Raw genomic sequence first — 15,894 nt, 5'->3', positions numbered from 1 at the left:
TAACAGAGCGTGAAGTCGTGCTTGTATGACTGCTTGAAACGGCTTAGCGATTCAATATCGAGTTTGCTGATGGAGGAAGAACATGCCGATCTATGCATATAACGGGCACAAGCCGCTATTCGCGGACCGCAGCAGCAACTGGATCGCGCCCGATGCGACCCTGATCGGCAAGATCGTTGTGGGTGAGAATGCCGGGTTCTGGTTCGGTGCCGTTTTGCGCGGCGATAATGAGCCGATCACCATTGGCGATGACACCAATGTTCAGGAACACACCATCATGCATACCGATATCGGCTTTCCGCTCACAGTCGGTGCAGGGTGTACCATCGGGCATCGGGCCATACTTCATGGCTGCACCGTTGGCGACAACACATTGATCGGTATGGGAGCCATCGTTCTCAATGGCGCGAAGATCGGAAAGAATTGTCTGATCGGGGCAGGGGCGCTTGTGACAGAGGGCAAGGAAATACCGGACAATTCGCTGGTCGTCGGTTCTCCTGCGCGGATCCTCCGGGAACTGGACGATGCTGCGGTGGATAAACTCAGACTTTCCGCAGAGCATTACGTCGAGAAGGCCCGATCTTTCATGCGTGGGCTGGAGCCGGCCTGAAAAGAAAAAGGACGGGGCCAGAGGGAGACTGACGACCCGTCCTTGTTCGATTAATCTGTTGATTAGTTCTTGATGCTGCCAACCAAGAGTTCGCGGTCGCTCTTGATTGAGACCCAGCTACCGGTGTTCGTGGTCGACTGGCGCTTGAGATAGGTATAGTCGGTCTTGTTCCAGGCGAGAACGCGGGTATCGAGATTGTCGAGAATGAAGTCGCCACGGTCGGTGCGAACGGTCAGAACCGCATGGCCTTCACCGTTTGGCTGGCGAACCACTGTGAAAAGCAGCGTATTTGCCGGGATGCCGAGCGCCATCAGTTCACGACGCTTCAAAAGCATGTAGTCGTCGCAGTCGCCGACTGTTGTCGGATATTCCCAGTATTCCTCGCGACCCCAGGCTTCCATATCGGTCATCGGCGCAATCTTTTCGTTGACGCTCGCATTGACTGCAATGATCTGCTTCCAGATTTCCGGCGTCAGTTTCAGCATATTGCTGTTGCGGCTGGTGATGTTGCATTCGGACTTGTAGCGATCGCAGAATTCGTAGTGGCCAATCGGCTGCGAAGTGCGTTCGCCGGTCGTCATCCACGGTGAATTGGAGGCGGGGCTTGCTGCCTCTGCCAGTCCGATTCCGAGCAGCATCAGGATGGCTGCGATGATGGTTTGCTTTGTCATTCTTTTGTCTCCCTGTTGGAGACCAAGATGACTTAGACAATTTGAAGGCACGCAAATTTGCGCACGAAAATGCGAGTCAAATTCGATTAAAAGTGCAAATAACGCTGAAACTTTTTGTCAACGAACGGACAAATTCAGGGCAAAATGGGCTGTTTTTGCGGTTTTTTCGTGATTGCGGGCATTTCGCGGTTTGCCATTCCGTAACCTTGACGCGCGTTCATCTTTTGGGCGGATGCTTTCAGCCGAAAAGATTGTCCAGCGTTGTGCTGGTCTGGATGGTGGCGAACTCGATTGCAAAACCGCCCTGGAAATGACGGACGACAGTTCCCCGGATCGGTCCAAGCATGACGCCGCTCTTGATCGCGGGCTTGAACTCGCTTTCGATTGCCGCACCGGAAAGCGAAAGGTCCGCAATGCGGCACAGTCGTTGGGCGCCATCGGCAAAAGTAATGTTCTGCTGGGTCTTGCGCGGCACAACACGTTCGTGACGGCGATCTTCCGGCAGGGCAAGTTCGTGCTTGTTGGCAAGCCAGGTCAACTGTGCGGAAAGCTTGTCTTTCTTCTGTTCGGAGGTCGACAGAAGAATGTGGAAACCTTCGGATGTAACCTCGTTGGCAATGCCTTCAATCCGTCCCACGTGATCGATATAGGCGATGATCCGTTCACCGTTGCGCGGCGTTGCAATACCGCTCATGAGCGCAGTTCCAGGCGACATGCGCTTGATGATGCAGGGAAATTCGCTGCGATTTTCCAGCATGTAGCGACCGTTGAGATCGACATTCACGGCGTTGAAATTTTCCTGCCGCACATTGCTTGCAGTAGATGCCGCAGCAAATCTATTCATCAAAGCCGATCCATCTCGAAATTGGGTACTCTTAATTATCCGCCACAATACAGTAGCCGTCGATAAAGAGAAATCGCGATTTCAACCCTAAGTCAGGCTTTGCCGCCCTTGATGACGCGCAATTTCGGAGCGGCGTGCTCCTGTAGCTGCGTCAGGCGAACATTCGTCCACTCCCGGCCTGTTCGGGGTGCATTCACCGTGATGGCAGCCGATTTTCGGATGTCATCCGCAAGAATCAGATCGGGCGCCACCGGGTCGATGGAATTTAAATGCCCGAGGACGATTGGATCGGCTCCGACCCATGCGACGGAATCAAGCACGGCGATGCTGCCAAGCAGGCTGATCTGCCCGTTTGGCGCCTCCAGCGGGGCGAGAAACATTTCCAGCCCGAGGCTTCGCCCGGACATGCTGATTCCCACATGCGACACGAGGGCAGGGACTTCCAGGCTACTTACATTTTCCGACAGTTCGCCAAGGGCTGCCCGGTCCCGCTCGGACCAGAGCGAGAGAAACCGTGTGTTCTTCAGTTCGCGACCGAAAAGGGTGCAGATGCGTGTTCCGGCCAGACGAAAGGACAAATCACCATGCTTTTCGGCTTCGAGGAAGAAAAGGTCGGACAGATGACGCCCGAGCTTGCGCGGCTCGATCTGTTCGCGCATCGGCGCGCGAAAGAAACCGCTTTCAGTGCGGGCCAAACGCTGCCATTCGGCGAAAATCGCGATCGTACTGCGGTGTTTCATCATGCGCCGTTGATTTGTCCGTTGCACGCGGAGGCTGGCTCCGCTGTTGAACGCATTAAAATAGTATTAACGGCGAGGATGCCAGTTTAACCCTTTCTTCATCCACCGGGCTCGTTCGTTAAGGTTAATAATAAGTAATGGTTGCACGGCACTGAAAGACGCGCTTTGATAGGGCATCAGACGAAGCCTTTGACTTGGTTGGCGTTTTTCTGAGCTCCAGATTTAATTTCGCGAAAGATTTCTGTTCGCGTGAAGGCCGACCGGGAACCTCCGTCGGCCTTTATTTTTAACAAATTCTGCCCTATCAACATGCATCGACCAGACGCAAAAGGCTCCTTCGGTCCAATTGCGGTGCTTCGCATAAAATAGAAAGCAGCAGTTCATGAGCGTTCCCCAGCCGGAAATGAACGGCAGTAACCGCCGGTCGGGCGGTAGTGAGCCGATGTTCAATATTCCGGGCGTTGTTCTCGCTCTGATTGGCCTCTGCGCCGCAGTCTATATTTATCAGAACTACCTCATCAGCGAGCAGCAGAACTATGAATTCATGCTGAACTTCGCGCTCATTCCGGCGCGGTTCTCGCTGGCGGACGGGTTCACCGATCCCGCCGCACTTTTTACGCTCATCAGCTATTCCTTCATGCATGGCGGCTTCGCCCATATTGCCGTCAACATGATCTGGCTTGCGGCTTTCGGTTCCCCGCTGGCCGGGCGCATCGGTACCGGACGAATGATCGTTTTCTGGATATTCACTTCGGTGATTGCCGGGTTGACCCATTACGCGATCTATCCGGACAGCGTTTCGCCACTGGTGGGCGCATCGGGCGCGATTTCGGGAATGATGGGTGCAGCGGCGCGTTACGGTTTTCGTCGCATCGGCCATGGACGCAGATCGGAATTCGCAGGCCCTGTTCTTCCGGTGGGGCTGACCCTGACGCTGAAGCCCGTTCTGACTTTTGTGGGTGTCTGGTTCCTGATCAACATTATTACCGGTCTTTACTCGACTGGCGGGGCGGACCTTTCCAGCATTGCCTGGGAAGCGCATATAGGCGGCTTCATCGCCGGCTTTTTCGGTATTTCACTGATGGACCGCCCACGCAGCTATGATGCCGTGCTGAGGCGATAGGTTCTGCACTCTTTTGGCTTTGACAAAGCCTTCTCCCCATTTGATGCCACTTGCTAATCGGACGATCGAAGCGCACCATCATGGAACGTGGTGGGAGGAGCTGCGTTCTGCTTCATATGGCGTTTGAACGCCAGAAGCAGCGAGTGCTAAATCTTGGAGGGACTTTGGCATGACCGTAAGATCGATTCTCGAGACAAAGGGCAGGGATGTAGTGGTTATCGCACCTGCCGATACACTATCCCACGCTGTCGCCATGTTGAACAAACACAAGATCGGCGCTCTGGTGGTGTGCGACGAGGCCGGTCGAATCAAAGGAATCCTGTCAGAGCGCGATGTGGTGCGTGCTGTCGCCGCTCAAGAAACCAAGGCCATGAGCATGCCGGTCACCGAGGTCATGACGGCAAAAGTGCAGGTTTGTCGCGAACATCACACGATCAATCAGGTGATGGAAATCATGACACGAAGCCGATTCCGCCATATGCCGGTGGAAGAACATGGCAAGCTCGTGGGAATCATCTCGATTGGTGACGTTGTGAAGCGGCGTATCGAAGATGTTGAGCGCGAGGCGGAAGATATTCGCACCTATATCGCCACTGCCTGAGAGTATTTCCAGCGAAAGTGCGAAGCGGTTTCGCGTAGGATAATGCGTACAAACAAAGAGATAGAGCGGTTCCACGCTTCTGTTTGAGCTGGAACCGCTCCGGGTCATCGCGATTCGATATTTATATCTCCCGGCAGGCCAACCGGCCGGGAGATATTTCATTGAAGAGTCATACTCGAATCAGCGTGCGCGCAGATATCGCTCAGCAGCATAAAGCGAGATTGCAGCCGCATTCGATACATTGAGCGACTTGATTTCGCCCGGCATGTCGAGGCGGGCAAGCGCGGTGACTGTTTCGCGCGTCTTTTGACGCAGGCCTTTGCCTTCTGCACCCAGTACCAGGGCGATTCGTCCGCCGGACAAGGTGGCTTCCATTTCCTGCGGTCCTTCCGAATCAAGACCGATGGTCTGGAACCCGAGGCTGTGCAGCTCTTCAATCGCTTCGGCCAGATTGCGCACTTCGATATGAGAGATCATTTCGAGTGCACCGGAGGCGGCCTTTGCCAGAACGCCGGTTTCCTGCGGGCTGTGACGGCTTGTCGTAATCAGCGCGCCAGCACCGAAGGCGACGGCTGAACGCATGATAGCGCCGACATTGTGCGGATCCGTCACCTGATCGAGAACGAGAAGCAGCGGGCTGTCCTTCAGTTCGGACAGTTTACGGGCGCGCAGCGGTTCAGCTTCTATCATGACGCCCTGATGGACGGCCTCGGAACCGGTTTCCTTGTCGATATCGCGCGGATCAACGATTTCGACAGGGAAGGGGAGAGATTCAGCCTCTCCGATCTCAAGTCGGGCGAATCCGTTTCGCGTCGCGCGCATGCGCAATATCTTGCGTTCCGGGTTTTCCACGGCGGCGCGGACTGTATGCAGGCCATAAAGCCGTACGGTTCCCTCAGTCACGGTGCTTGCCGAAATGGAAGGACGCTGCGGTTTGCGCGGTGATTTGCCTTCGGTCACGGCCTTCTGGTCGCGATGCTGGCGGCGCAGGCGCGCATAATGAGAATCTTTTGGGGTGCGGGGCGAGTTTTGATCGGTCATGGCGTGCTTATAACTCTTTAGGTGAGCGGAAGATAGCGACTTCACCTGTGATTGCTATCAGGCTGTTCTGATTGCAAAATAATCTCTGATGGCTGGAAAATCCTGAGAAATGCGGGCGTTTGAGCCTATGGAACAGGAGCGTGGAAGAGGATCTTTCCACGACGTTGTGGACGGACATGCATTCTTTTCGCTTTTACCCTGTTGACAGGGGATAAGCTTATCGTCATAAGGCCCCTCGCGGATCGACGGCTGGCCCAACAGTCAGCCAGAAGCCCCGCGGAAATGCCTAGTCGCTCGACTCTGCTGATAGTGATATCTGGAGGGATGCCCGAGTGGTTAAAGGGGACGGACTGTAAATCCGTTGGCTATGCCTACGTTGGTTCAAATCCAACTCCCTCCACCACTGTCGGATCAGAGTTAAGAGTGCGCGGGTATAGCTCAATGGTAGAGCAGCAGCCTTCCAAGCTGAATACGCGGGTTCGATTCCCGCTACCCGCTCCAAATTTTTCAGAGCGGTTTGGCGTGTAAGGAATCATCGACGGGCGGTTCGCCGTTCCGTTTTGGCATAAATGCTGGCCCGGAAGCCAAAAGGCTTTTGTGCTGGCGCTTGAGCGGTTCTAGAACAAAGAGAACAACGGCGATGGCAAAGAGCAAATTCGAACGTACGAAGCCCCACGTTAACATCGGCACGATTGGTCACGTTGACCATGGCAAGACGTCGCTGACTGCAGCGATCACGAAGTTTTTCGGCGAGTTCAAGGCGTATGACCAGATCGACGCCGCTCCTGAAGAGCGCGCCCGCGGCATCACGATCTCGACGGCACACGTCGAGTACGAAACGCCGAACCGTCACTATGCACACGTCGACTGCCCAGGTCACGCTGACTATGTGAAGAACATGATCACCGGTGCTGCCCAGATGGACGGCGCAATTCTGGTTGTTTCGGCCGCTGACGGCCCGATGCCGCAGACCCGTGAGCACATCCTGCTCGCTCGTCAGGTTGGCGTTCCGGCAATCGTCGTGTTCCTGAACAAGTGCGACCAGGTTGACGATGCAGAACTGCTCGAACTGGTTGAACTGGAAGTTCGCGAACTTCTGTCGAAATACGATTTCCCGGGCGACGAAGTTCCGATCATCAAGGGCTCGGCTCTTGCTGCTCTGGAAGATTCTTCGAAGGAACTGGGCGAAGACGCCGTTCGTTCGCTGATGGCCGCTGTTGACGACTACATTCCGACCCCGGAACGTCCGATCGACCAGCCGTTCCTGATGCCGATCGAAGACGTTTTCTCGATCTCGGGCCGTGGTACGGTTGTGACGGGTCGCGTTGAGCGCGGTATCGTCAAGGTTGGTGAAGAAGTTGAAATCGTCGGCATCAAGGCGACGGCGAAGACGACGGTAACCGGCGTTGAAATGTTCCGCAAGCTGCTCGACCAGGGCCAGGCTGGCGACAACATCGGCGCTCTGATCCGCGGCGTTGGCCGTGAAGACGTTGAACGCGGCCAGGTTCTCTGCAAGCCGGGTTCTGTGAAGCCGCACACCAAGTTCAAGGCAGAAGCCTACATTCTGACCAAGGACGAAGGTGGCCGTCATACGCCGTTCTTCACGAACTACCGTCCGCAGTTCTACTTCCGCACGACGGACGTGACCGGTGTTGTCACGCTGCCGGAAGGCACGGAAATGGTTATGCCTGGCGACAACGTCGCTATGGACGTCACCCTGATCGTGCCGATCGCCATGGAAGAGAAGCTCCGCTTCGCTATCCGTGAAGGCGGCCGCACCGTCGGTGCTGGCATCGTCTCCTCGATCATCGAGTAATCAATTTGACTGGCGGTTACGCCGCCAGTCTGGCATTCTGCCGATCAGGCATTGCAATGCCGCATAGGGGTATAGCTCAGTTGGTAGAGCGACGGTCTCCAAAACCGTAGGTCGCGGGTTCGAGCCCTGCTGCCCCTGCCATTTTATAACGGGTGCTCATGGCTTGACTATGGGCGCCCGTTTTCTATATTATAAGTTAGGCGGCAATCTATGCCGCCTTACCTTTTCGACGGTGGCGCAGGCTTCGGCAAGGCGACGTCGTTGAAAATGATAATTCCCTGCGGGATTTGTTGGCCGGGTAGGGAAGGATCGCCGCCGCACGATTGGATGGTGCGCCGAGTGATATTCGCAAGGATCGGATTTCCGATAAGCCTGTATGGTATTCTTTTAACCTTTGGGCTTGTTTTTTTCGGGAATCGATTCTATGTAGCGTCAACAGACACGCGGCGCGTGGGGCTGAATTTTCAGCTTTGCGTGCCGTATACGCGTGACTTCAGGCTTCTGATTCGTTTCGACGGGTTAGGGTTTGGGGGTAGCGCCGGATCAATGACAGAGCGGCAGATGGCATCCAAAACGAATCCGATCACCTTTTTTCAGCAGGTTCGCGCCGAAACGGCGAAGGTGACCTGGCCTACACGGCGTGAAACGGTCATCTCCACCATTATGGTGGTGATTATGGCGTTTCTGGCTGCCGCGTTCTTTTTTCTTGCCGACCAGCTTATGGCCTATGGCGTAGAATTTATTCTCGGCCTTGGTCGATAAGTTAGGATTGGGGAGTTTTTAGATGACGGCGCGCTGGTACATCGTTCACGCCTATTCCAATTTCGAAAAGAAGGTCGCCGAGGATATCGAAGCCAAGGCGAAGCAGAAGGGTCTGTCCGAGCTGATCGAGCAGATCGTTGTGCCGACCGAGAAGATCGTTGAAGTGCGCCGCGGCCGCAAGGTTGACGCAGAGCGCAAGTTCTTCCCGGGTTACGTGCTGGTTCGTGCAACCCTCACGGATGCCGTCTTCTCGCTTATCAAGAATACCCCGAAAGTCACCGGTTTCCTTGGCGATTCCAAGCCTGTTCCGGTTTCCCAGAAGGAAGTCGACCAGATTCTGAACCAGGTTCAGGATGGTGTCGAACGTCCAAAGACTTCGGTATCCTTCGAGATTGGCGAAAACGTTCGCGTTTCCGATGGTCCGTTCGCTTCGTTCAACGGCATCGTTCAGGAAGTCGACGAAGAGCGTGCGCGTCTCAAGGTTGAGGTTTCCATCTTCGGGCGCGCAACGCCTGTGGATCTGGAATACGGTCAGGTCGACAAGCTCTGATCGTTTTGCCCGCAAGGGCATTCACCCTGACCGAATTTCGGGCAGGGTGAAATGGTGGAAGGGAAGGCGGCTTAGCCGGTCGTCGAGCTCCGAACCACCGAACTGCCCGCCAGTTCAGCTGGCGTCAGTCGAGAGCCGGAGTTTCCGGCATTAATCGAGAAAGCCGGATTTTCCGGCAAATTAAAAAGGCAGAAAGCAATGGCTAAGAAAATTGCAGGCCAGCTTAAGCTCCAGGTAGCGGCAGGTGCGGCCAATCCGTCGCCCCCGATCGGTCCGGCCCTGGGTCAGCGCGGCATCAACATCATGGAATTCTGCAAGGCGTTCAACGCTGCCTCGCAGGAAATGGAAAAGGGTTCGCCGATTCCAGTCGTGATCACCTATTACCAGGACAAGTCTTTCACTTTTGTGATGAAGACCCCTCCGGTGACCTACTTCCTCAAGAAGGCCGCTAACCTCAAGTCCGGTTCGAAGACCCCGGGCAAGGCGAGCGCCGGCACGATCTCCCGCGACAAGGTTCGCACGATCGCTGAAGCGAAGATGAAGGATCTGAACGCCGCTGATATTGAAGCAGCGATGCGCATGATCGAAGGTTCTGCCCGTTCGATGGGCCTGGAAGTGGTGGGCTGAGACGATGGCGAAGATTTCCAAGCGCATTAACAAGATCCGTGAAGGCGTCGATCGCAACAAGCTGTACGATCTGTCGGCTGCTATCGGCCTCGTCAAGGAACGTGCTGTCGCCAAGTTCGATGAAACCATCGAAATCGCGATGAACCTCGGCGTCGATCCGCGTCACGCTGACCAGATGGTTCGCGGCGTTGTCAACCTGCCGAATGGCACGGGCCGTACGGTTCGCGTTGCTGTTTTCGCTCGCGGCGACAAGGCTGAAGAAGCCAAGAAGGCTGGCGCCGACATCGTCGGTGCGGAAGAACTGTTCGAAATCGTCAATGGCGGCAAGATCGACTTCGATCGCTGCATTGCAACCCCGGACATGATGCCGCTCGTTGGCCGTCTCGGTAAGGTTCTCGGCCCGCGTGGCATGATGCCTAACCCGAAGGTTGGCACCGTCACCACCGACGTTGCAGCCGCTGTTGCTGCTTCCAAGGGCGGTGCAGTCGAATTCCGCGTCGAGAAGGCTGGTATCATCCATGCCGGTATCGGCAAGGTTTCCTTCGACAATGCCAAGCTCGAAGAAAACATCAAGGCTTTCGCTGACGCCGTCATCAAGGCAAAGCCGTCGGCTGCCAAGGGTGAATACGTCAAGCGCGTATCGCTTTCCTCGACCATGGGCGTTGGCGTCAAGGTCGATCCGGCAACCGTCAAGGTCGTCGCCTAAGTTTTCATGGGCTCCGGTTCGCCGGAGTCCAAGCCTTTCCGGTTGGGGAGGCGTGGCTGCCAGCCAGTCCTGTAAAGCAGGGCGAAAGGCAAAAATTCCGGATCGCAAGATCCGGATAGCCGGACGAAAGTCCGGTTATCCTGTCCGAGATTGCAGGCGGATCATCATCTTCGGATGATTGTCCTTAAACATGTGGCCTGCATGAGACGTGGAATAACCCTGTTTCGCGTGAATACGCATGCAAGGTTTGAACCGTAGTTGCCTTTGAGTGACGCCTGGCTTCCAGGATAGCTGAAGGGGACAGGATCCTCGAACGTCGGGCTGACTGTGAAGTTCGTCCGGCAAAGGCAACCGGCAGGGCCATGTGGTCCTGCCTACTGGAGAGAGACAGTGGATAGAGCGGAAAAACGCGAATTTGTCTCGTGGCTGAACGGCGCTTTTAAAGAGTCCGGTTCGGTCGTCGTGGCCCACTATACCGGTCTCACCGTTGCGCAGATGAGCGATCTTCGCTCGAAGATGCGTGATGCAGGTGGGTCCGTTAAAGTCGCGAAAAACCGCCTTGCCAAGATCGCTCTTCAGGGCACGGAATCGGAAGGCATTTCTGATCTGTTTACAGGTCAGACGGTTGTTGCTTATGCAAACGACCCGATTGCTGCTCCGAAAGTAGCCGTCGAATTCGCCAAGGCTAACGACAAGCTCGTTATCCTCGGTGGTGCAATGGGTGCAACGACGCTTAACGCCGATGGCGTCAAGTCGCTTGCTTCGCTCCCATCGCTCGACGAACTGCGCGCAAAGCTGGTTGGAATGATCCAGACCCCGGCTCAGCGTCTCGCAGTACTTACCAGCGCACCAGCGGGCCAGATCGCTCGCGTTATTGGCGCGCACGCCCGGAAGAACGAGGCGGCGTAAGGCCGTTTTTCGCTGTCAATTGTTCAAACCTTGAAACTAAGGAAATACCAAAATGGCTGATCTCGCAAAGATCGTTGACGACCTGTCGGCACTGACCGTTCTCGAAGCTGCAGAGCTTTCGAAGCTTCTCGAAGAGAAGTGGGGCGTTTCGGCTGCTGCTCCTGTTGCAGTTGCTGCTGCTGGTGGCGCTGCTCCTGCCGCTGCTGCTGAAGAAAAGACCGAATTCGACGTCGTTCTCGCTGACGGCGGCGCTAACAAGATCAACGTGATCAAGGAAGTGCGCGCAATCACCGGTCTCGGCCTCAAGGAAGCCAAGGACCTGGTCGAAGGCGCTCCGAAGGCTGTCAAGGAAGGCGCTTCGAAGGACGAAGCTGAGAAGATCAAGGCACAGCTCGAAGCTGCTGGCGCCAAGGTCGAACTCAAGTAAGTTCGGACTATTCTGGCGGATGGTTTTCCATCCGCCAGTTCCCGCCGGACTTTCCTGGTGGGTCGGATGACTGGAACCCTTTTCCTGAGTGCCGCAACGGCTTTCAGGAAACGGGTTTTAGCCCGTTAAGAGCGCCACGTGCCGGTAACGATGCGGAAGGCAGCTCTGGAAAGTTTGCACATGATCCTTTTCGATCCATCCGATCTGAAGGGGCCGATCTGAAGGACCATGTGCTCGAAGGACCGCCGAAGGGCGGCGCATGATAAAGGCCGCAAGGCGTGAGCAAGCCGCAAGGCTATAGAACGAGGAGCGACGATGGCTCAGACCCATTCATTCAATGGTCGCAAGCGCGTACGCAAATTTTTCGGCAAGATCCCAGAGGTCGCCGAGATGCCGAACCTTATCGAGGTTCAAAAGGCATCTTACGACCAGTTCCTTATGGTTGAAGAACCATCCGGTGGGCGTTCTGACGAGGGTTTGCAGGCGGTTTTCAAGTCTGTTTTCCCAATTCAGGATTTCTCCGGCGCTTCAATGCTCGAATTCGTTCGCTACGAATTCGACGCACCAAAATTCGACGTTGACGAATGCCGTCAGCGCGATCTGACGTATTCGGCGCCACTCAAGGTGACGCTGCGTCTTATCGTGTTCGATATTGACGAAGATACCGGCGCGAAGTCGATCAAGGACATCAAGGAGCAGGATGTCTACATGGGCGATATGCCGCTCATGACCGACAACGGCACCTTCATCGTCAATGGCACCGAGCGCGTGATCGTTTCGCAGATGCACCGTTCGCCGGGCGTCTTCTTCGACCACGACAAGGGCAAGACCCATTCTTCGGGCAAGCTCCTGTTCGCCGCGCGCGTCATTCCTTACCGCGGTTCCTGGCTCGATATCGAGTTCGATTCCAAGGACATCGTCTACGCACGTATCGACCGCCGCCGCAAGCTGCCGGCCACCACGCTGCTGATGGCTCTCGGCATGGACGGCGAAGACATTCTGTCGACGTTCTACAAGACTGTCACCTATACGCGTGACGGCGACAACTGGCGCATCCCGTATTCGGCTGACCGCTTCAAGGGCATGAAGATCATCTCCGATCTCATCGATGCGGACACCGGTGAAGTCGTTCTTGAAGCTGGCAAGAAGCTGACCGCCCGTTCGGCCAAGCAGCTTGCTGAAAAGGGCCTCAAGGCCATCAAGGCGACGGAAGACGATCTGTTCGGTTCGTATCTTGCGGAAGATGTCGTCAATTACGCAACCGGCGAGATTTATCTCGAAGCCGGTGACGAAATCGACGAGAAGGTCCTCAAGACTCTGATCGACACCGGCGAGACGGAAATCAACGTCCTCGACATCGATCATATCAACATCGGTGGCTACATCCGCAACACGCTGGCTGTCGACAAGAACGAAAGCCGTCAGGAAGCCCTGTTCGACATCTATCGCGTCATGCGTCCGGGCGAACCGCCTACGATGGATTCCGCCGAAGCGATGTTCAACTCGCTGTTCTTCGACGCTGAGCGCTACGACCTTTCGGCCGTTGGTCGCGTCAAGATGAACATGCGTCTGGATCTCGACGCGGAAGATACCGTGCGCGTTCTGCGCAAGGAAGACATCCTGGCCGTGGTCAAGATGCTGGTGGAACTGCGCGACGGTCGCGGCGAAATCGACGACATCGACAATCTCGGCAACCGCCGTGTGCGTTCGGTCGGCGAACTGATGGAAAATCAGTATCGCGTCGGTCTGCTCCGTATGGAGCGCGCGATCAAGGAACGTATGTCCTCGATCGAAATCGACACGGTCATGCCGCAGGATTTGATCAACGCGAAGCCGGCTGCTGCAGCCGTGCGCGAGTTCTTCGGTTCCTCGCAGCTGTCGCAGTTCATGGATCAGACCAACCCGCTTTCGGAAATCACCCACAAGCGCCGTCTCTCGGCTCTTGGACCGGGCGGTCTGACCCGCGAGCGCGCTGGCTTCGAAGTCCGCGACGTGCATCCGACCCACTATGGCCGTATCTGCCCGATTGAAACGCCGGAAGGCCCGAATATCGGTCTGATCAACTCGCTTGCAACTTTTGCCCGCGTCAACAAGTACGGCTTCATCGAAAGCCCGTACCGCAAGGTTGTCGACGGCAAGGTAACGAACGACGTTGTCTATCTGTCGGCGATGGAAGAAGCCAAGCACTCGGTTGCGCAGGCTAACGTCGAGCTGGACGAGCGGGGCGGTTTCGTTGACGAATTCGTCATCTGCCGTCATGCAGGCGAAGTGATGATGGCTCCGCGTGAAAACGTGGATCTGATGGACGTGTCGCCGAAGCAGCTCGTTTCGGTTGCTGCGGCTCTCATCCCGTTCCTTGAAAACGACGACGCCAACCGCGCTCTCATGGGCTCGAACATGCAGCGTCAGGCTGTGCCGCTCGTTCGCGCAGAAGCGCCGTTCGTCGGTACGGGCATGGAAGCTGTCGTTGCGCGTGACTCCGGTGCCGCTATTGCAGCACGCCGTGGCGGTGTGGTCGATCAGGTTGATGCAACGCGTATCGTTATCCGTGCGACTGAAGATCTCGATCCGTCCAAGTCGGGCGTCGATATCTATCGCCTGATGAAGTTCCAGCGTTCGAACCAGAACACCTGCATCAATCAGCGTCCGCTCGTACGCGTTGGCGATCCCATCCAGAAGGGTGACATCATCGCTGACGGTCCGTCGACGGATCTGGGCGATCTGGCTCTCGGCCGTAACGTGCTCGTCGCGTTCATGCCGTGGAACGGCTACAACTACGAAGATTCGATCCTTCTTTCCGAGAAGATCGTTTCGGACGACGTGTTCACTTCGATCCATATCGAGGAATTCGAAGTAGCTGCCCGCGACACCAAGCTTGGACCTGAGGAAATCACTCGCGATATTCCGAACGTTTCGGAAGAAGCGCTGAAGAATCTCGACGAAGCCGGTATCGTGTACATCGGTGCCGAAGTGCATCCTGGCGACATTCTTGTCGGCAAGATCACGCCGAAGGGTGAAAGCCCGATGACGCCGGAAGAGAAGCTCCTGCGCGCCATCTTCGGTGAAAAGGCATCGGACGTCCGTGACACCTCCATGCGTATGCCGCCCGGAACCTACGGTACGGTTGTGGAAGTTCGCGTTTTCAATCGCCACGGCGTTGAAAAGGACGAACGCGCCATGGCTATCGAGCGCGAGGAAATCGAGCGTCTCGCCAAGGACCGTGATGACGAACAGGCTATCCTGGATCGCAACGTCTATGGCCGTCTTGCCGACATGATCGATGGCAAGGTCGCTGCAGCGGGTCCGAAGGGCTTCAAGAAGGGCTCGACGATCACCCGTGAACTGATGACCGAATATCCGCGGTCGCAGTGGTGGCAGTTTGCTGTCGACGACGAGAAGCTCCAGGGCGAACTTGAAGCTCTGCGTGGCCAGTATGACGAATCCAAGAAGCTGCTCGAAGCACGCTTCATGGACAAGGTCGAGAAGGTACAGCGCGGCGACGAGATGCCTCCAGGCGTCATGAAGATGGTCAAGGTCTTTGTCGCTGTGAAGCGCAAGATCCAGCCAGGCGACAAGATGGCTGGCCGTCACGGCAACAAGGGTGTGGTTTCCCGCATTCTGCCAGTCGAGGACATGCCGTTCCTCGAAGACGGTACGCATGCCGACATCGTGTTGAACCCGCTTGGCGTTCCGAGCCGTATGAATGTGGGCCAGATTCTGGAAACCCACCTCGGCTGGGCATGCGCTGGCATGGGCAAGAAGATCGGTGAGCTCATCGACGTTTATCGCAAGACGGCCAATATCGAGCCGCTGCGCGATACGCTGGAGCACATCTATCCGGACAACGACCGCAACGAACCGGTCCGATCTTATGACGACGATTCCGTCCTCATGCTGGCCAACCAGGTGAAGCGCGGCGTGTCGATCGCAACGCCGGTCTTCGACGGTGCGGTGGAAGCCGACATCAACGCGATGCTGACGGATGCGGGTCTTGCAACGTCTGGTCAGTCGACGCTTTACGATGGCCGTACGGGTGAGCCGTTCGACCGTCAGGTGACCATGGGCTACATCTATATGTTGAAGCTCCACCACCTGGTCGACGATAAGATCCACGCACGTTCGATCGGACCTTACTCGCTCGTTACGCAGCAGCCTCTGGGCGGTAAGGCTCAGTTCGGTGGCCAGCGCTTCGGCGAAATGGAGGTCTGGGCTCTGGAAGCATACGGTGCGGCTTACACGCTGCAGGAAATGCTGACCGTCAAGTCGGACGACGTGGCAGGCCGTACCAAGGTCTACGAAGCGATCGTGCGCGGCGACGACACGTTCGAAGCAGGCATTCCGGAGAGCTTCAACGTTCTCGTCAAGGAAATGCGTTCGCTCGGTCTCAATGTCGAGCTGGACGATACACGCGACGAACAGCAGGCCCTGCCTGACGCAGCGGAATAAAGCTCAAGGGCGCGCCACGGT

General features: G+C 56.2%; 15 protein-coding genes and 3 tRNA genes. 14 read left to right on the top strand and 4 right to left on the bottom strand.

Features of this window, described 5'->3' with window-relative positions:
* The first annotated feature begins 82 nt into the window (after positions 1-82).
* The gene (locus KWJ32_RS18385) at positions 83-610 is read left to right on the top strand and encodes a gamma carbonic anhydrase family protein (protein WP_012091901.1); all 528 of its coding nucleotides are present in this window, start codon (positions 83-85) and stop codon (positions 608-610) included.
* Positions 611-672: 62 nt separating this feature from the next.
* Here KWJ32_RS18385 and KWJ32_RS18380 read toward each other — a convergent pair whose 3' ends face one another.
* The 3 genes from KWJ32_RS18380 to KWJ32_RS18370 form a co-directional block, all read right to left on the bottom strand.
* On the bottom strand, positions 673-1,281 hold the full coding sequence (locus KWJ32_RS18380) for a transglutaminase-like cysteine peptidase (RefSeq protein WP_010659895.1): 609 nt from the start codon (positions 1,279-1,281) through the stop codon (positions 673-675).
* A 238-nt stretch (positions 1,282-1,519) separates the two neighbouring features.
* A complete protein-coding gene (locus tag KWJ32_RS18375) occupies positions 1,520-2,125 on the bottom strand; it encodes a PilZ domain-containing protein (RefSeq protein ID WP_010659896.1) in 606 nt (201 codons plus the stop codon).
* A 92-nt stretch (positions 2,126-2,217) separates the two neighbouring features.
* Positions 2,218-2,865, bottom strand: a complete 648-nt coding sequence (locus KWJ32_RS18370) for a PAS domain-containing protein (protein WP_040130114.1) — start codon at positions 2,863-2,865, stop codon at positions 2,218-2,220.
* Between the two features lie 382 nt (positions 2,866-3,247).
* Between KWJ32_RS18370 and KWJ32_RS18365 the strand changes: the two genes are divergently transcribed.
* Both KWJ32_RS18365 and KWJ32_RS18360 read left to right on the top strand, forming a co-directional pair.
* A complete protein-coding gene (locus KWJ32_RS18365; RefSeq protein WP_029928849.1) occupies positions 3,248-3,988 on the top strand; it encodes a rhomboid family intramembrane serine protease in 741 nt (246 codons plus the stop codon).
* Between the two features lie 169 nt (positions 3,989-4,157).
* Positions 4,158-4,589 carry a CBS domain-containing protein gene (locus KWJ32_RS18360; RefSeq protein WP_012091904.1) on the top strand — a complete coding sequence of 144 codons (432 nt, stop codon included), beginning with the start codon at positions 4,158-4,160 and terminating at the stop codon, positions 4,587-4,589.
* 180 nt (positions 4,590-4,769) lie between these two features.
* On the opposite strand, the gene rlmB is transcribed toward KWJ32_RS18360, so the two are convergent.
* On the bottom strand, positions 4,770-5,630 hold the full coding sequence (gene rlmB, locus KWJ32_RS18355; RefSeq protein ID WP_043063103.1) for a 23S rRNA (guanosine(2251)-2'-O)-methyltransferase RlmB: 861 nt from the start codon (positions 5,628-5,630) through the stop codon (positions 4,770-4,772).
* Positions 5,631-5,948: 318 nt separating this feature from the next.
* Here rlmB and KWJ32_RS18350 point away from each other — a divergent pair.
* The 11 genes from KWJ32_RS18350 to rpoB all read left to right on the top strand — a co-directional run bounded on the left by KWJ32_RS18350 (position 5,949) and on the right by rpoB (position 15,873).
* Positions 5,949-6,033: transfer RNA gene (locus KWJ32_RS18350), tRNA-Tyr, on the top strand.
* A 24-nt stretch (positions 6,034-6,057) separates the two neighbouring features.
* Positions 6,058-6,131: transfer RNA gene (locus tag KWJ32_RS18345), tRNA-Gly, on the top strand.
* 139 nt (positions 6,132-6,270) lie between these two features.
* Positions 6,271-7,446, top strand: a complete 1,176-nt coding sequence (gene tuf, locus KWJ32_RS18340) for an elongation factor Tu (RefSeq protein ID WP_012091906.1) — start codon at positions 6,271-6,273, stop codon at positions 7,444-7,446.
* A 65-nt stretch (positions 7,447-7,511) separates the two neighbouring features.
* Positions 7,512-7,587 (top strand) — tRNA-Trp (locus KWJ32_RS18335).
* A 420-nt stretch (positions 7,588-8,007) separates the two neighbouring features.
* The gene (gene secE, locus KWJ32_RS18330; protein WP_002964376.1) at positions 8,008-8,208 is read left to right on the top strand and encodes a preprotein translocase subunit SecE; all 201 of its coding nucleotides are present in this window, start codon (positions 8,008-8,010) and stop codon (positions 8,206-8,208) included.
* A 22-nt stretch (positions 8,209-8,230) separates the two neighbouring features.
* Positions 8,231-8,758: a transcription termination/antitermination protein NusG gene (nusG, locus tag KWJ32_RS18325; RefSeq protein ID WP_006467043.1), complete on the top strand. Its 528-nt coding sequence runs from the start codon at positions 8,231-8,233 to the stop codon at positions 8,756-8,758.
* Positions 8,759-8,956: 198 nt separating this feature from the next.
* Complete coding sequence (gene rplK, locus KWJ32_RS18320) at positions 8,957-9,385, top strand: 50S ribosomal protein L11 (protein WP_010659903.1); 429 nt, start codon at positions 8,957-8,959, stop codon at positions 9,383-9,385.
* A gap of 4 nt (positions 9,386-9,389) precedes the next feature.
* A complete protein-coding gene (rplA, locus tag KWJ32_RS18315) occupies positions 9,390-10,091 on the top strand; it encodes a 50S ribosomal protein L1 (RefSeq protein ID WP_010659904.1) in 702 nt (233 codons plus the stop codon).
* A 390-nt stretch (positions 10,092-10,481) separates the two neighbouring features.
* Positions 10,482-11,000, top strand: coding sequence for a 50S ribosomal protein L10 (gene rplJ, locus KWJ32_RS18310; protein ID WP_010659905.1), 519 nt, complete (start codon positions 10,482-10,484; stop codon positions 10,998-11,000).
* Positions 11,001-11,052: 52 nt separating this feature from the next.
* Complete coding sequence (gene rplL / locus KWJ32_RS18305; protein WP_010659906.1) at positions 11,053-11,427, top strand: 50S ribosomal protein L7/L12; 375 nt, start codon at positions 11,053-11,055, stop codon at positions 11,425-11,427.
* A gap of 315 nt (positions 11,428-11,742) precedes the next feature.
* Positions 11,743-15,873 carry a DNA-directed RNA polymerase subunit beta gene (gene rpoB, locus KWJ32_RS18300; protein ID WP_151609961.1) on the top strand — a complete coding sequence of 1,377 codons (4,131 nt, stop codon included), beginning with the start codon at positions 11,743-11,745 and terminating at the stop codon, positions 15,871-15,873.
* The last annotated feature ends 21 nt before the right edge of the window (positions 15,874-15,894 follow it).

Origin of the sequence: Ochrobactrum sp. BTU2, from assembly GCF_024539785.1 — a bacterium.
GTDB classification, from domain to species: Bacteria; Pseudomonadota; Alphaproteobacteria; order Rhizobiales; family Rhizobiaceae; genus Brucella; species Brucella anthropi.
Note: the sequence above shows the minus strand (reverse complement) of the source record. Positions and strands in the feature narration are given on the sequence as shown.